Raw genomic sequence first — 15580 nt, 5'->3', positions numbered from 1 at the left:
TCGGCTTGGCGCGCCAAGCCTCTACAGTTTGGGAGAAGCGGTATGTATCAACACAGAGACTGGCAGGGTTCGTTGCTCGATTTCCCGGTGAACAAGGTGGTCTGCGTCGGCAGCAACTACGCCGATCACATCAAGGAAATGGGCAGCGCGGTGTCCGTCGAACCGGTGGTGTTTATCAAACCGGAAACGGCGTTGTGTGATATTCGCCAGCCGGTGGCCATCCCCAAAGAGTTCGGTGCGGTGCATCATGAGGTGGAGCTGGCGGTATTGATCGGCACGCCGTTGAAACAGGCCAACGAAGATCGCGTTGCGCGGGCGATCGCCGGTTACGGTGTGGCGCTCGATCTGACGCTGCGCGATCTGCAAGCGGGCTTTAAAAAGGCCGGTCAGCCGTGGGAAAAGGCCAAGGCCTTCGACGGTTCCTGCCCGATGTCGGGATTTATCCCGGTGGCGGAATTCGGCGATCCGCAAAACGCCGAGCTGTCGTTGACCGTCAACGATCAATTGCGCCAGCAGGGCAATACGCGCGACATGATCACGCCAATCCTGCCGCTTATCAGCTACATGAGCCGCTTCTTCACGCTGCGCGCCGGTGACATCATCCTGACCGGCACGCCGCAGGGCGTGGGGCCGATGGCTTCCGGCGACATGCTGAAAATCAGCCTGAACGGCAAAATGCTCAGCACCCGGGTGATCTGATTTCTCCTTGCCGCCGACATCGTCGGCGGCAAAGCTTGCATCTTGTGGCTAAAATGTCTATATAGTCCCCCCTCGAACCTGCGCGCAGGTGACTTATCCATTTACCGAAACCGGACGCTAACATGTCACAACTCGCTTTTTGGCAACAGAAAACGCTGGCGGAAATGTCAGAACAAGAGTGGGAATCGCTGTGCGACGGGTGCGGGCAATGCTGTTTGAATAAGCTGATCGACGAAGATACCGACGAGATTTATTTTACCAACGTAGCCTGCAACCAGCTCAACATCAAATCCTGCCAATGCCGTAACTATGAGCGGCGCTTCGAGCTGGAAGAAGACTGCATCAAACTGACGCGCGAGAACCTCACTACCTTCGATTGGCTGCCGCCGACCTGCGCCTATCGCCTTATTGGCGAAGGCAAGCCGCTGTTTCCCTGGCACCCGCTGATCAGCGGCTCCAAAGCGGCGATGCACGGCGAGCGCATCACGGTGCGGCATATTGCGGTGCGCGAGAGTGAAGTGGTGGACTGGCAGGATCATATCCTCAACAAGCCGGACTGGGCCAGATAACGCGGATACCTTGACAGATGTTGCTAGGCAACACGAGTTTTAATGCCAGAGGGCGGCGTGTTAAGACATTCCGCCCTCTTGGCTATTGAGCTTACGCGCGTGAGACTCTTGCTTCACGCTTTTTTATCTCGGCGATGCCAGTTGGCCAGATTTTTCAGCGGCTGCTTCACATACGGGCTGGCTTTGATCAGGCTGAACAGCAGTTTATTCACCGCCGTGCCCACTTTGTCCATTGGCCGGTCGACATCGAGAAACAGCACCGCACGCAGCTCGTCGGTATCATTGCGGACCTCGTGTTCATAAGAATCATCAAACAAAATCACCTTGCCTTCATCCCAGTGCAGAATTTGGTCGTCAACGCGGATCCAGAGCTTGTCCCGATCCTTTGGCACGATCAATCCCAGATGCGCGCGCACGACGGCTCGAGTCGGGCCCTTGTGGGGCACGATGTGATAGTGCGGTTTGAGGATTGAAAACATGGCGGTGCGCATGCCCGGGATCTCGCTGACCGCCTCTGCCGTGCGCGGGCAGATGGCGCAGTTTTCATCAACCCGTTGCCCGTAGACAAACAGCCCGAAGGTTTTCCAGTTATCTCCTTTAGAGATGCGTTTCTGATCCGGCGATATTTGGTGGAACGCTGGGATATCCTCCGGGTGCTCCAGCAACCGATCCAACTCCTCGCGAATGGCCGGCCAACGGGCTTCCAGCGCCGTCACCCAATGAAATTCATGATTACCGATCCGCGGCGTGGTGGAGATGAGCGAATGGCGAGTCTGAAATTCGCCGTTCCAGCGCAGGAATTTTTTCCCGGCTTTGAGCAGCATGCGCCGCAGGAAGGGGCGCTGAGACGAAGGGGGCAATGTGGTATCCGGCATAGTATCGTGTCCTTGATGTCATATGTTGTGCTGTAGTCAGCCAAAACCTGGCTCACAGGAAGAAAGGGTGAAAGTCAACACGTCATTTAGCATAGGGAAAGCATCGCGAACGATTTTAATCTTTAGTGCGCGAATAGCGTTGATGCTTGCTGCCGGATAGAGGCAAATTCCAACAATTTATTTAAGGATGGTAAGGGCTTGTGTGAGGGAGGAGGGGGGGAAAAAAGCCCCTGCAAAGATGAGGGGCAAGACACACAACAACACCAGGGAAATCGGTAGTACTCACTTTGCCGATACTATAAGGATTTTATGGGTAAACTTCACCAAAATATTGTGCTCTGAATGTGACAAAGGTGCAGTCGTTCATAAGTAACGGTAATTTATTGATGCTCGAAGGCTGAAAGGAAGGTGCCAGAATGGCCAGTTTTTAGTCGCCGATATCGCAGAAGCTTAATGTTATGTAAATTACGCGCTTAACTGTGCCGGGATGCTTCTTTTTAAACGATAAGTTGGGTAATTTGGCCGCTCTCCCGCAAGTTCGAGAGTATAACAATGAAAATGATCCGCCTGTTTGCCGTAGCTGGAGCGCTGATCGTGCTCGTTTACTTCCTTACACATACCTGAGGTGGCTTTATCTCGGAATGTGGCAGCAATACCTAAAAAAACGGCGCCTTCCGGCGCCGTTTTTTGTTTGTCTGCCGATCAGCGGCCGAACAGGTCGCGGCGGCGTGGGCGAACAAACTGCGCGATCAGCACAATCAGCGCCACCAGCAGATAGGCGCCGAAGATGCCGACCAACCATTGCGGCATTTCCAACGTCAGGAATTGCCATTGACGCACGGAGCAGTCACCGGAAGCGTGGAACACCGCCGGCAGCCATTTGTCCAGCGGCAGCCATGACGGGAAGCTGACGAAGAAATCGCAGGTATTGAATGGCGAAGGATGCAACTGGATCATGGTGTGCTTCCACGCCAACTGTACGCCTTCCCAGGCGCTGTAGATCCACAGCAAGATCGCCGCGTAGCGCAGCGGCGTTTTCGGCGCGATGGCGCCCACCAGCGAGGCGCCGAGGATACCGAACAGCGCGCAACGCTCGTAAATGCACATCACGCACGGCTGCAGCAGCATAACGTGCTGGAAATAGAGCGCGACCAGTTCCAACACCAACGCTGTCAGGGCCATCAGCAGCCAGGCGCCGCGTCCTTGTGAACAGCGGTTAAAGAATTGCAACATATCTAGATTCTTCCATGCAGTAAGCAATTGAACCGGCAGTGTAAACCAATTCCTCTTCGCTGCCAGCCACCTGGGCCGGATTCAGCGTAAAAATAGTCGGTTCACCCTGCCGGCGCCGTCTCAGTGGCCGACGGCGTCGATGGACGGCAGCGTCAGCCAATGCCACTGCGTCAACAGCTCGGTCGCCGGTTCCAAGGTGAACTGGACGCACAGCAGGCCAACCACCGTCAGCACCACCGTATAAGGCAGGGCCATCCATACCATGCGGCCATACGACAAACGCACCAGCGGCGCCAGCGCAGACGTCAGCAGAAACAGAAACGCCGCCTGCCCGTTAGGGGTGGCGACCGAGGGCAGGTTGGTGCCGGTATTGATGGCGACCGCCAGCAGCTCGAACTGCTTCAGCCCGATAGCGCCGGTTTCCAGCGCGGTGCGCGCCTCGTTGATGTAAACCGTGCCGACGAACACGTTGTCGGAAACCGACGACAGCAGGCCGTTGAACAGGTAGAACAGCGAAAGCTGAGAAGCGGGCTCGGCGCGCAGCACAAACTGGATCACCGGGCTGAACAGGTGCTGCTCGATGATGACCGCGACCACGGTGAAAAACACCGTCAGCAGCGCGGTGAACGGCAGCGCTTCCTGGAACGCTTTGCCGATGGCGTGCTCGTCGTTCACGCCGCACAGGGAGGTGGCGAGAACGATGACCGACAGGCCAATCAGCCCCACTTCAGCCAGGTGGAAGGCCAGCGCCAGCACCAGCCAAACGCCGATCAGCGCTTGCATCACCAGTTTGAGTCGTTCTTGTTTGCTACGGCCCGCAGTGGCCTTGCGGTCATACTCTTTCAGCACGTCGCGTACCGCTTCCGGTAGCTGCGCGCCGTAGCCAAACAGGCGAAAACGTTCTACCAGCCAACAAACCAGCAGGCCGCACACCAACACCGGCAGCGTGACCGGCGCCATTCGCAGGAAGAAATCGATAAAACCCCAGCCCGCGTTTTTGGCGATGATCAGGTTTTGCGGCTCGCCTACCATGGTCATGACACCGCCGAGCGCGGTGCCGACGCCGGCGTGCATCAGCAGGCTGCGCAGAAAGGCGCGGAATTGCTCCAGCGTCTGTTTGCGCTCTTCGCCGGTAAAATCGCTGTCATCGCCGATGTCGCCGTCGGGGCGATTCGACGTCACGTTGTGATAGATGGAATAGAAGCCGGTGGCCACGCTGATCACCACCGCCACGACCGTCAGCGCGTCGAGGAAGGCGGAAAGAAAGGCAGCGGCCAGGCAGAACGCCAGCGACAGCAGCGTTTTCGAGCGGATATTGAGCAGCAGCTTGGTGAACACGAACAGCAGCAGTTGCTTCATAAAGTAGATGCCGGCCACCATAAAGATCAGCAGCAGCAACACGTCCAGATTGTGTTCGATCTCCTGCGAGACCTGCGCCGGGCTGGTCATGCCGATGGCCACGGCCTCGAGCGCCAGCAGGCCGCCCGGCAGCAGCGGGTAGCATTTCAGCGCCATCGCCAGGGTAAAGATGAACTCGACCACCAGCAGCCAACCCGCGATAAACGGGCTGGCGAAAAAGAACACCAGGGGGTTGATCGCCAGAAAAATGAGAATGGTCAGTTTGTACCAGTCGGGAGATTGCCCCAGAAAATTTTTGAGCAGGGCGCTACGCAGGGTTGTTTCCATTGTGCTCTATGCATCCTTCAATCAGTCGTAGCACGTACCCTAACAATGCGGCGGGGGCGTGCGCAACCTGAGCTTGTTTTACGATGAGAAAATTCCTGCGACCGGTATTTTTGCTCGTTTTTTTGCCACGTTATGCACACTTTCGTTTATTGTTTTTCGCTCACGCTATGTCATGTCAGCACGATCTGGTATGATGAGCTGATTACTTTTACTGATTTTATCGTCGCAACGGAACGTCAAACACATGGTCATAAAGGCGCAGAGTCCTGCCGGTTTCGCGGAAGAGTACATTATTGAGAGTATTTGGAATAATCGCTTCCCCCCTGGCTCTATTTTGCCCGCGGAGCGTGAGCTTTCGGAGTTGATTGGCGTCACGCGCACCACGTTACGTGAAGTGTTGCAACGTCTGGCCCGCGATGGCTGGTTGACCATTCAGCATGGCAAACCGACCAAAGTGAACAATTTTTGGGAAACGTCCGGCCTCAATATCCTTGAGACGGTGGCCCGTCTCGATCACAAAAGCGTCCCTCAGTTGATCGATAACCTGCTGTCCGTGCGCACCAATATCGCGTCGATCTTTATTCGCGCCGCGGTGCGCAATCATCCTGAGCAGGCCCAGGAAGTGTTGGCGAAGGCCGCCGAGGTAGAAGATCAGGCGGACGCTTTCAATCTGCTCGATTACGAGATCTTCCGCGGTCTGGCGTTCGCTTCCGGCAACCCGATCTACGGCCTGATCTTCAACGGTCTGAAAGGGCTGTACACCCGCGTGGGCCGTTACTACTTCTCCAATCCGGAAGCGCGCAAGCTGGCGCTGGCCTTCTACAGCAAGCTGTCCACGCTGTGCCATGAGAAATTGTACGACCAGGTGATGGATACCGTGCGCAGCTACGGTAAAGACAGCGGAGCGATTTGGCAGAGCATGCAGGGCACCATGCCGAGCGATCTGACCGAAGCGCGTCGTTAATCGCGAGTCAATGAAATAAGAAAGGGCGCCATGCGGCGCCCTTTGTCGTTGTGGCGGTTACAGCGGCGTAGGCCGCGGCGGGCAGCGATCGAGCAACTCTACACTGCCGTCTTCATTTTGCTGCTCGAGGATCACGTCGAAGCCCCACAGGCGATGCAGGTGCTTCAACACGTCGCGGCGGCTCTTATCCAGTGGCGCGCGTTCCTGCGGGATGTAGCGCAATGTCAGCGAGCGGTCACCGCGCAGATCCACGTTCCAGATCTGAATGTTCGGCTCATGGTTGCTCAGGTTGTATTGCGCCGACAGCTCCTGGCGGATCGCCCGGTAACCGGCTTCGTTATGGATCGCGGCAATCTCCAGATAGTTGTTGCGATCGTCGTCCAGCACGGTGAACAACCGGAAATCGCGCATCACTTTGGGTGACAGGAACTGGCTGATAAAGCTCTCGTCCTTGAAGTCGCGCATGGCGAAGTGCAATGTCTCCAGCCAGTCTTTTCCGGCGATGTCCGGGAACCAGTAGCGGTCTTCTTCGGTCGGCGATTGGCAGATGCGCTTGATGTCCTGGAACATGGCGAAGCCCAGCGCATAAGGGTTGATGCCGTTATAGTACGGGCTGTTGTACGGCGGCTGATACACCACGTTGGTGTGGCTGTGCAAAAACTCCAGCATAAACCGCTCGGTCACTCGGCCCTCGTCGTACAGATGGTTGAGGATGGTGTAATGCCAGAAGGTGGCCCAACCCTCGTTCATCACCTGAGTCTGCTTTTGCGGGTAGAAATACTGGCTGACTTTGCGCACGATGCGCAACACCTCACGCTGCCAGGGTTCCAGCAGGGGTGCGTTCTTTTCGATAAAATAGAGGATATTTTCCTGCGGTTCGCTCGGATACCGGCGCGCCTGCTCCGGCGACTCTTCGCGTTCAACGCGTGGCAAGGTCTTCCATAACGTATTCACCTGGCTTTGCAGATACTCTTCGCGGCTTTTCTGGCGCGCTTTCTCTTCCACCAGGGAGATTTTCTGCGGGCGCTTGTACCTGTCGACCCCATAGTTCATCAGCGCATGGCAAGAGTCCAGCAGTCGCTCCACTTCATCGACGCCGTAGCGCTCTTCGCACTGGCTGATGTAGTGGCGGGCGAACAGCAGATAATCGACGATGGAGCTGGCGTCGGTCCAGCTGCGGAACAGATAGTTATTCTTGAAGAACGAGTTGTGGCCATAGCAGGCGTGCGCCATCACCAGCGCCTGCATGGTGATGGTGTTCTCCTCCATCAGGTAGGCGATGCAGGGATTGGAGTTGATGACGATTTCATACGCCAGCCCTTGCTGGCCCTGTTTGTAGCGCTGTTCGGTTTCGATGAACTTCTTGCCGAAGGACCAATGGGTATAGTTGATCGGCATGCCAACGCTCGAATAGGCGTCCATCATCTGCTCGGAGGTGATCACCTCGATTTGATGGGGGTAGGTGTCGAGTCGGTAATGCTTGGCGACGCGGTCGATCTGCTCCAAATACACCTGCAGCAGTTCGAACGTCCAGTCCGGTCCATCGCTCAGACGTTTATCATCCTTAACCTTTTCATGTGTTGAAGTAGTCATCAGCGCACCCTCATTATTCACGGGTCTTGCTCAAACGGCAGACCCTGTAACAAGCATAGTTCAAGTCATAATTAACCATTGCAAATCAGTGAAATAAAAATGCCGGTACGCAAAGGAGCGAACGGCGGTCAATCCGGCGCCCGTCCCGGCAGAAGGCGGTGCGGCACCACACTTCCTCTTCGAGTATAACCCTGCGGCAGGGGGGCGCAACACAATGCCTGTTGCACGACAAGGATTGAAAATGGTTATGTTATATTGTAACTTTTAATTTTTCCCGATAACGGACAAGGAGCGCATTTTGGCGAGGCATTTTGGCAAACTGGCGGTGGCGCTGGCCGCGTTGTTTATCAGCGGGCAGGCATGCGCCCACGGGCATCATTCACATGGCAAGCCGTTGACGGAGGCGGAAAAAAAGGCGGAGGCGGGGATGTTCGACGATAAGGACGTCAAAGATCGCGACCTGGCCGACTGGGAGGGCGTGTGGCAATCCGTGTATCCCTATCTGCTCAATGGGGATCTTGACCCGGTGTTCAAGAAGAAAGCGGCACAGGACAAGCGCAAGACCTTCGCCGAAGTGAAGGCGTATTACCGCAAAGGGTATGCCACCGATGTGGATACCATCGGCATTGAAAACGGCGTCATGGAATTTCACCGCGGTGACCAATCCAGCGCCTGTCAGTATAAGTACGCCGGGCATAAGATCCTGACGTATGTTTCCGGTAAAAAGGGCGTGCGTTATCTGTTTGAATGTCAGGATGCCGGCAGCCTGGCGCCGAAATTCGTGCAGTTCAGCGATCACATTATCGGCCCGCGCAAATCGGCGCATTTCCATATCTTTATGGGTAACACGTCGCAGGAAGCGTTGCTGAAAGAGATGGATAACTGGCCGACTTACTACCCATTCCAACTGCAAACCAAAGAAGTCGTGGATGAGATGCTGCATCATTGATGCTGCTCGTTCCCGCAACCACAAGCCCGCCTGTGTGGGCTTGTGCTCAGTCAAACGGTCTGATTTGCAGGTAATCGTCCGTCACTTCCATTTCAAATAGCGTTTTATCTGCCAACAAGGTCGCACGCATTCGTTCCCGGGCTTGCCGGTAGCGTTCATCCAACTGAATATCACCGGCGCTTTCCCATGCGACTCGGCTTGGCCATTGCGCATAGCCGATAAACTGCCCGCCCACATCCCGATGCAGGCGCGAGCCAAGGCTGCCGCGCTGCAGATAGATACCTTGGGTCAACGCCAGCCAAGCCTGGCGAAAGGCGTGTTCGTGTCCGGGTTTGACTGAAAACTGGTAGATGGCGATGAACATAAGACGTTCTCCACAATAGCGACGGTGTGAACTTTAGGCGCTGCTTCTGGCTTTAACGTTCATATCGTGCTGCAGCGTTCAACATAAACGGGCGGGCCAAGGGCTCGGGTGTTTTATTCCGGCACTGAAAGCAAGGTTAACGGCAGCTGAAATTTTGCGCGATTTTTCTGCTGCGGAGGGAGGGGGCTCTCTTTGTTTGTTATGTTGGTATTTTTTATTTTATTGGATTTTTATTCTGTTTAAATGTTGGCTGGTATTTTTATATTCTGTTAAATCAATGTTGCTTATTACGCCTTTTTTGAGTGCTATCATTGATAGCGTTGATATCAATTCAGTGGCGGTATGACGCTATAATCCCCTCTAAACCGCATCTTATCGCTATTTTCAGACGGCTATTGCAAATACATGGCCCATCGACGATAAATTAATTGTGAATATTGTCACGTTTGATGACGAAGTTGTTGGACGGATTTTTTCACTGAGTTAATTTCCTGTAAGCAGAAGATTATGCTTTGTGAAGCCTTGGGCTGGAGTCAGCGATGCGAGTGGTAATTTTAGGTAGTGGAGTGGTGGGCGTAGCCAGTGCCTGGTATTTGGCGAAGGCGGGGCATGAGGTGACGGTGATCGATCGTCAGCCAGGCCCCGCACTGGAAACCAGCGCGGCGAACGCCGGGCAGATTTCACCGGGTTATGCTGCCCCCTGGGCGGCGCCGGGCGTGCCGCTGAAGGCCATCAAGTGGATGTTCCAGCGCCATGCGCCGTTGGCCATCCGCCTCGACGGCAGCAGCTTCCAGCTGAGCTGGATGTGGCAGATGTTGAAAAACTGCAACACCGAACACTACATGACCAACAAAGGCCGCATGGTGCGCCTGGCGGAATACAGCCGCGATTGTATCAAGGCGCTGCGTCAGGAAACCGGCATCCAGTACGAAGGTCGCCAGGGCGGCACGCTGCAGCTGTTTCGCACTCAACAACAGTTCGAAAACGCTGCGAAAGACATTGCGGTATTGGAAGATGCCGGCGTGCCTTACCGGTTGCTGGAAGCCGGCCAGCTCGGCAGCGTCGAGCCGGCGCTGGCGCAGGTGGCGCACAAGCTGACCGGTGGCCTGCAGTTGCCGAACGACGAAACCGGCGATTGCCAGCTGTTTACGCAACAGTTGGCGAAGATGGCAGAGCAGGCGGGCGTCACCTTCCTGTTCAACCGCAGCGTCGATCGTCTGCTGGTGGAGGGCGACAAGATCGCCGGCGTGCAGTGCGGCGAGGAAGTGTTCAAGGCCGACAGCTATGTGGTGGCGTTCGGCTCGTACTCCACGGCGCTGCTGCGCGGCCTGGTGTCCATTCCGGTTTACCCGCTGAAGGGCTATTCGTTGACCATTCCTATCACCGACGAAGCGGCGGCGCCGTTCTCTACGGTATTGGATGAGACGTATAAAATCGCCATCACACGCTTCGACCAGCGCATTCGCGTTGGCGGCATGGCGGAGATCGTCGGTTTCAATACGCAGCTGGAGCAAAAACGGCGCGAAACGCTGGAAATGGTGGTGCGCGATCTCTACCCGAACGGCGGCCGAGTGGAAGAGGCAACGTTCTGGACCGGCCTGCGGCCGATGACGCCGGACGGTACGCCAATTGTCGGCCGCACCTCGCTGAAGAACCTGTATCTCAATACCGGGCATGGCACGTTGGGCTGGACGATGGCCTGTGGCTCCGGGCAGTTGTTGTCCGATCTGATGTCCGGCATTACGCCGGCGATCCCTTCCGATGACCTGGCGGTGGCGCGTTACAGCGCCGGGTTTCGTCAGCAACACGCGGTTCCGCTGAACGACGTGCATCCCGCACGTTAATCGTTGGCTCTGTCATAGACTTTCCCGGCCACGCGCAGGTGCGCGTGGCCGCCGTACGCTGCCCCAAGGAGAAGCGATGCCCCGTCCCATAACTGCCACGATGCATCTCGGCGCGATTGAAAATAACCTGCAGGTGGTGCGCCGTTTCGCCCCCGGCGCCAAAGTCTGGGCGGTGGTCAAGGCTAACGCCTATGGCCACGGCATCAAACACGTTTGGCGCAGCATGGCGCAAACCGACGGCTTCGCCATGCTGGATCTGGCCGAAGCGGTGCTGCTGCGCGAGTCGGGTTGGCAAGGACCTATCCTGTTGTTGGAAGGCTTCTTCCAGCCGCAGGATCTGGCGTTGCTTGATCGTTATCGCCTGACGACGGCGGTGCACAGCGACTGGCAACTGGCGGCGATCGCCGACGCCACGCTGAACGCGCCGCTCAATGTCTATCTGAAAGTGAACAGTGGCATGAATCGGCTGGGGTTCGCACCCGAGCGGCTGCATGAGGTGTGGCGCAGGGCGCAGGCGGTAGCCAACATTGCCGAGCTTACGCTGATGAGCCATTTCGCCACCGCCGACGGCCCCGAAGGCGTGACGCAGCAGATGGCCACCATCGAGGCGGCGGCTACCGATATACCGCTGCCGCGCTGCCTGGCCAACTCGGCCGCCACGCTGTGGCACCCTTCGACCCACGGCAGTTGGATCCGTCCTGGGATCGTTCTCTATGGCGCTTCGCCGAGCGGTTGCTGGAATGACGTTGCGACGACGGGGCTGCAGCCGGCGATGACGCTGAGCAGTGAAATCATCGGCATTCAGCAGCTGAAGTCTGGCGATCGTGTGGGTTACGGTGGTCGTTACAGCGCCGCAGGCGCACAGCGTATCGGCGTGGTGGCCTGCGGTTACGCCGACGGCTATCCGCGTCATGCGCCGACTGGTACGCCGGTATGGGTTGGCGGCGTGCTGACGCGCACCCTGGGAACGGTATCGATGGATATGCTGGCGGTGGATCTGACGCCCTGTCCGCAAGTCGAACTGGGCGCCGAAGTCGAGCTGTGGGGGAAACGTCTGCCGGTGGATGAGGTGGCCACGGCGGCAGGGACGTTAGGCTATGAACTGCTGTCGGCGTTAGCGGCGCGAGTGCCGGTCGCCATCGAGGCCTGAGCCGGGGCTTAGGCGACTTTTCTGATTTGCCCTTTAATCTGCTTGCTGAGCCGCCGCGCGTGCAGCGCCAGCAGGCAGCCCGCCAGCATCACCAGCGCCAGCGACAGCTTGGGTTGCAGCGGCAACGCCATCGCCACCAGACCCAGCGCGGCGCCGCCCGCCATCTGCACGAAACCGACCAGCGCGGACGCGACGCCGGCCTCATTGGAGTAGGGTTCCAACGCGTAGCTGGTGGCCGGGCCCATCACGAATGCCAACCCGGCGCAGGCGCTGGCGACGGGCAGCATATACGCCAGCCAGTGCGTTTGCGCCGTCGCGGGCAGCAGCATGACGCCCAGCAGCAGGCCCAGACAGCCCAGCCCCATCAACATGCCGCCGGTCGCCAGACAAACCGGGCGGCCGACCTTGTGGATGATGCGGTTGGCGAAGAAGCTGACCAGCATGATCCAGAAACCGTTGGCGCCGAACACCAGCGAGAATTGCAGCGGCGTCAGGCCGGCGGTGCCCATCAGCACGTTCGGTGCCAGAGAAACGTAGGTCAGCGCCATGCCCATCGCCCCGGAGTTCACCACCGCAAAGGAGAGAAAACGCCGTTCGCTGAGGATGCGCGCGTATTGACGCACCGGCAACCCCTTGACCGGCACGGTGTCGGCGGGGCGAGTTTCCGGCAGGCGCAGCGCGATGAGCGCCAACACCAGCAGCGCGTAGCCGACCAGAAACCAGAAGGGCGCGCGCCAGCCGAAGGCTTCGGCGAGCAGCCCGCCGAGCAGCGGCGCCAGCGCCGGGATGATGTTCAGCGTGCCGTTAAGAAAGCCGAAAGCGCGGGCGGCGTCGTCGCCATTCAGGCGATCGCGCACGCCGCTGAAGGCGACGACGGCGGTACAGCAAACGGCCACCCCTTGCAGCAGACGCGAAGCGATGAAAATCGTCGGGCTGGTGGCCAGCGCCGCCATCGCGGCGCCGATCATGTAGAGGATAATGCCGGCCAGCGCCACCGGTTTGCGGCCATAGTTATCCACCAGCGGGCCGGCGATGACCTGGCCGAGGCCAAGCACCAGAATAAATAGCGATATGGTGGATTGGATCAACGCTTCGCTGCTGCCCAGACCGACGGCAATAGCGGGAATCGTCGGCAGATAAAGATCGATGCCTAATGGGCCGAGCAGCACCAGGCTGAGAAGCATAAACAGAAACTTTTGCATAACAGAAAAGGCACGTCCGAGTGACAAAGAGGGCTAGAGTAGAGACTCTGGCGGCAAATGAAAAGGGGCAAAGCGGGTCAGCGCTGCGCCCCCTGACGATAATAGAGCGCCGAGACGGTATCGGCCACATAACGGGCCTGGTGGCGAGCATCATCCAGCGCACGATGCGGCATACCTTCGAACGGGCGAGCCTTTTTCGGGTTAAAGCCATGCAGTTCCGCCAGCGTGATCACCGTGCGCACGTCCTGAGTATCCCAAAACTTCCACGGGCAGGGCATTTCCAACTGCTGGAAGGCGTGTTCGAGGATCGCGCAGTCGAACTCTTTGCCGTTGCCCCAGACTTTCACCGTGTCGGTGCTGTTCATATGGATAAAGCGGCTGAGGCTGCTCAGCACGCGCTTCAGGCTCTCGGTGCCGCCGAAGGCCTGTTTGCGCGCTTCATCGGACTGTTTCGCCCACCAGGCGACCGTGTCCAGGCTGATGGTACGGCCCGGTTGGTCTTTCTGACTGCTGACGGCGGTTTCGAATTCGGCGCCCAGCGCCCCGGTCCGGGGATCGAAAAACACCGCCGCAACCACCAGAATGACGGCGCTGGGTTTTATATCCAGGGTTTCAATGTCTAACATCAGATGGTGCATCGGCGTTTCCGGTGGTGGGCGTGGTGGCTTAATGTTACTACAGAACGTGCGCCGATGCGGCCGGTGCGCACATGAAATCCTTTTAAAGCGCCTCGTTCAGGTTATGATGCTCGTGATACTCTTGTCAGGTTGGTCGCTATCGGTGAGAACGCTTATCTTTATTCTGTGCATGGCCGGCTACTTGCTGTTGCTGGGCTACCTTAGCATGTTCGTCACGGACAAGATCTGTGAGAAGGCGGGTAACTACACCAAAATATGCCGCGTCGTAGACATTTCCGAACCTCATATTCCCAAATAGCCCCCAGTTTATCCCAGATAGTCGGTGGTAATCAGCGGCGTCAGGATGGCCGCCAGCGCCGTGAGCGCCCCCCATTGCCGCCAGCCCAGCCGCGCCAGCCAGTCATGCCGCTGCGGCGGCGTGGACAGTTGCCCGACGGCTACGGCGCCGGTCAGCAGCAGCGTCAGAATCAGCAGCACCAGGCAACGGCTCACCAACGTGAACTCAACATGCAGCACATTGGCGTAATACAGGCGCATCAGAATAAAATAGCTCAGCAAGATCCAGGCGAAAACGACGTTCTTCTTGAGCACCTGCTGCAGCATCAACGCGAGAAACAGGCTGTGAAACAGCGACAGCAGCGGGGCCTCGATCGGGTGCCGAACGCAGACGTTGTAGACCGCCATATAAATGTTGAAAACCAGCAGGATATAGATCACATAAATATACCAGCCGTAGATGACCTTGAGCTTTTTCGGGGTCGGCGGCAGGGAGAGTGCGTCCGGTTTCATTAATGCCTCCTGATGATGCCATGTAAACGCTGTGCTTGAAGACGGCGCGGCGACATCGTAATTTAAAATCCACAGGGTATATATCACCCGAGCGCTAAATGACAATTAAACGCGGGATCGGCTTTATTTCCGCGTTGGCCTGGAACTCTTTTGCGCCCGCGGGGTCGATTGGCGTACGAATGCCTGGCGGTTTTTGCATTATGATGACAGATATAATTTATTGATATGAAAGATTATAAAAACACTTCGGGCACAAAAATTCTGCTGCTGTTCAGCCTGGCGTTTTATACGCTATTGCCACCGTTGCTGACGGCGGTCGTGTTCAACCGTTTCAATCTTAATCCGTTCGCGATCGTCAAATTTTTTCACTTCAACCCGTTTTTGGCCGATCGGGGCATACCCGGCTATCAGACTTTCTTCTACTTGCTGATGCTATGGTTGGGGTTGAACGCTTTGCTCTGGCTGCTGGTGTGGGGGGCTGGGCGATTGTATCAGCGCTGGCGATCGCCGCGCGGCTGATAGTTTCTCAAAGGGGAAAGTTGCCTGGGGAAATGACTTTGTATTCAATAATGAGACGTATTATCATTTTATTCGCCGGTGAGGGGAAAAGGGTTATCTCCTTCTGTGCCCCCCGATCCGGCACGACATTGCTCACATTGCTTCCCGTTTTCATGCCAGCCTTGCGCTGGCACTTTTTTATCCCACGCCAAAAACCATGACGCCGGTGGTCAGCCTCTTTTCATTAATATGACTGTTTAAAAGCCAGCGCGCGGCATTGGGGCGTTAGAACAGCGAAAACAGCAACACCACCGGCAGGCTCAACGGCCAGGTTAACCCGATGGTCAGTGCGCTGATACAGCGAATTTTGACGGTGTCCCGGCTAACCAGGTAGGTGAAAACCATAGAAACTAACAGACCAATAAAATAACAGTATTGCGTTGCAACCCACAGCGGCGACATGAAACCCGATCCCAGTTGTATTTTTACGCGCGAATTCTAGGAGCTTGGCGGGTGATAATCAATGA

The 15580-nt window shown here is 56.9% G+C and carries 16 protein-coding genes; 7 read left to right on the top strand and 9 right to left on the bottom strand.

The genetic code is table 11. The annotated features are described in order from the left end of the window. Positions 1-42 precede the first annotated feature (42 nt). Both WFM45_RS09760 and WFM45_RS09755 read left to right on the top strand, forming a co-directional pair. Positions 43-699, top strand: coding sequence for a fumarylacetoacetate hydrolase family protein (locus tag WFM45_RS09760; protein WP_033634830.1), 657 nt, complete (start codon positions 43-45; stop codon positions 697-699). Between the two features lie 122 nt (positions 700-821). Then, entirely contained in the window at positions 822-1268 is a 447-nt protein-coding gene (locus tag WFM45_RS09755) for a YcgN family cysteine cluster protein (RefSeq protein ID WP_004932284.1), read from the top strand. Between the two features lie 113 nt (positions 1269-1381). On the opposite strand, the gene WFM45_RS09750 is transcribed toward WFM45_RS09755, so the two are convergent. The 3 genes from WFM45_RS09750 to nhaB all read right to left on the bottom strand — a co-directional run bounded on the left by WFM45_RS09750 (position 1382) and on the right by nhaB (position 5062). Next, the gene (locus WFM45_RS09750) at positions 1382-2143 is read right to left on the bottom strand and encodes an aspartyl/asparaginyl beta-hydroxylase domain-containing protein (protein ID WP_033632857.1); all 762 of its coding nucleotides are present in this window, start codon (positions 2141-2143) and stop codon (positions 1382-1384) included. A gap of 702 nt (positions 2144-2845) precedes the next feature. Then, a complete protein-coding gene (dsbB, locus tag WFM45_RS09745; protein ID WP_004932277.1) occupies positions 2846-3376 on the bottom strand; it encodes a disulfide bond formation protein DsbB in 531 nt (176 codons plus the stop codon). A gap of 120 nt (positions 3377-3496) precedes the next feature. Continuing rightward, positions 3497-5062 (bottom strand): sodium/proton antiporter NhaB, encoded by a 1566-nt coding sequence (gene nhaB / locus WFM45_RS09740; RefSeq protein ID WP_033632859.1) that lies wholly within the window; start codon positions 5060-5062, stop codon positions 3497-3499. A gap of 244 nt (positions 5063-5306) precedes the next feature. Between nhaB and fadR the strand changes: the two genes are divergently transcribed. Continuing rightward, positions 5307-6026 (top strand): fatty acid metabolism transcriptional regulator FadR, encoded by a 720-nt coding sequence (fadR, locus tag WFM45_RS09735; protein WP_004932271.1) that lies wholly within the window; start codon positions 5307-5309, stop codon positions 6024-6026. A gap of 57 nt (positions 6027-6083) precedes the next feature. Here fadR and WFM45_RS09730 read toward each other — a convergent pair whose 3' ends face one another. Then, on the bottom strand, positions 6084-7619 hold the full coding sequence (locus tag WFM45_RS09730; protein ID WP_016927460.1) for a SpoVR family protein: 1536 nt from the start codon (positions 7617-7619) through the stop codon (positions 6084-6086). A 298-nt stretch (positions 7620-7917) separates the two neighbouring features. On the opposite strand from WFM45_RS09730, the gene zinT reads away from it, so the two are divergent. Continuing rightward, on the top strand, positions 7918-8568 hold the full coding sequence (zinT, locus tag WFM45_RS09725) for a metal-binding protein ZinT (RefSeq protein WP_033632860.1): 651 nt from the start codon (positions 7918-7920) through the stop codon (positions 8566-8568). A 46-nt stretch (positions 8569-8614) separates the two neighbouring features. Here the strand turns inward: zinT and WFM45_RS09720 are convergent, their stop codons facing one another. Continuing rightward, the gene (locus tag WFM45_RS09720) at positions 8615-8932 is read right to left on the bottom strand and encodes an antibiotic biosynthesis monooxygenase family protein (RefSeq protein ID WP_033632861.1); all 318 of its coding nucleotides are present in this window, start codon (positions 8930-8932) and stop codon (positions 8615-8617) included. Between the two features lie 539 nt (positions 8933-9471). Between WFM45_RS09720 and WFM45_RS09715 the strand changes: the two genes are divergently transcribed. Beyond that, positions 9472-10776 (top strand): D-amino acid dehydrogenase, encoded by a 1305-nt coding sequence (locus WFM45_RS09715; protein WP_028127472.1) that lies wholly within the window; start codon positions 9472-9474, stop codon positions 10774-10776. A gap of 76 nt (positions 10777-10852) precedes the next feature. Beyond that, on the top strand, positions 10853-11926 hold the full coding sequence (gene dadX, locus WFM45_RS09710; RefSeq protein WP_033632862.1) for a catabolic alanine racemase DadX: 1074 nt from the start codon (positions 10853-10855) through the stop codon (positions 11924-11926). 8 nt (positions 11927-11934) lie between these two features. On the opposite strand, the gene WFM45_RS09705 is transcribed toward dadX, so the two are convergent. The 3 genes from WFM45_RS09705 to WFM45_RS09695 form a co-directional block, all read right to left on the bottom strand. After that, positions 11935-13128, bottom strand: coding sequence for a multidrug effflux MFS transporter (locus WFM45_RS09705; RefSeq protein WP_075686091.1), 1194 nt, complete (start codon positions 13126-13128; stop codon positions 11935-11937). Between the two features lie 77 nt (positions 13129-13205). Then, a complete protein-coding gene (locus WFM45_RS09700) occupies positions 13206-13766 on the bottom strand; it encodes a 3'-5' exonuclease (protein WP_033632864.1) in 561 nt (186 codons plus the stop codon). Between the two features lie 306 nt (positions 13767-14072). Next, entirely contained in the window at positions 14073-14555 is a 483-nt protein-coding gene (locus WFM45_RS09695) for a hypothetical protein (protein WP_004932246.1), read from the bottom strand. A gap of 225 nt (positions 14556-14780) precedes the next feature. On the opposite strand from WFM45_RS09695, the gene WFM45_RS09690 reads away from it, so the two are divergent. After that, entirely contained in the window at positions 14781-15074 is a 294-nt protein-coding gene (locus tag WFM45_RS09690; RefSeq protein ID WP_015378107.1) for a hypothetical protein, read from the top strand. Positions 15075-15338: 264 nt separating this feature from the next. On the opposite strand, the gene WFM45_RS09685 is transcribed toward WFM45_RS09690, so the two are convergent. Next, positions 15339-15515, bottom strand: a complete 177-nt coding sequence (locus tag WFM45_RS09685) for a GhoT/OrtT family toxin (RefSeq protein WP_015378105.1) — start codon at positions 15513-15515, stop codon at positions 15339-15341. Positions 15516-15580: the final 65 nt, after the last annotated feature.

Origin of the sequence: Serratia sp. KG1D (assembly GCF_037150675.1) — a bacterium.
Lineage (GTDB): Bacteria > Pseudomonadota > Gammaproteobacteria > Enterobacterales > Enterobacteriaceae > Serratia > Serratia nematodiphila.
The sequence above is the reverse complement of the archived record's forward strand: the minus strand, read 5'-3'. Positions and strand labels throughout refer to the sequence as shown.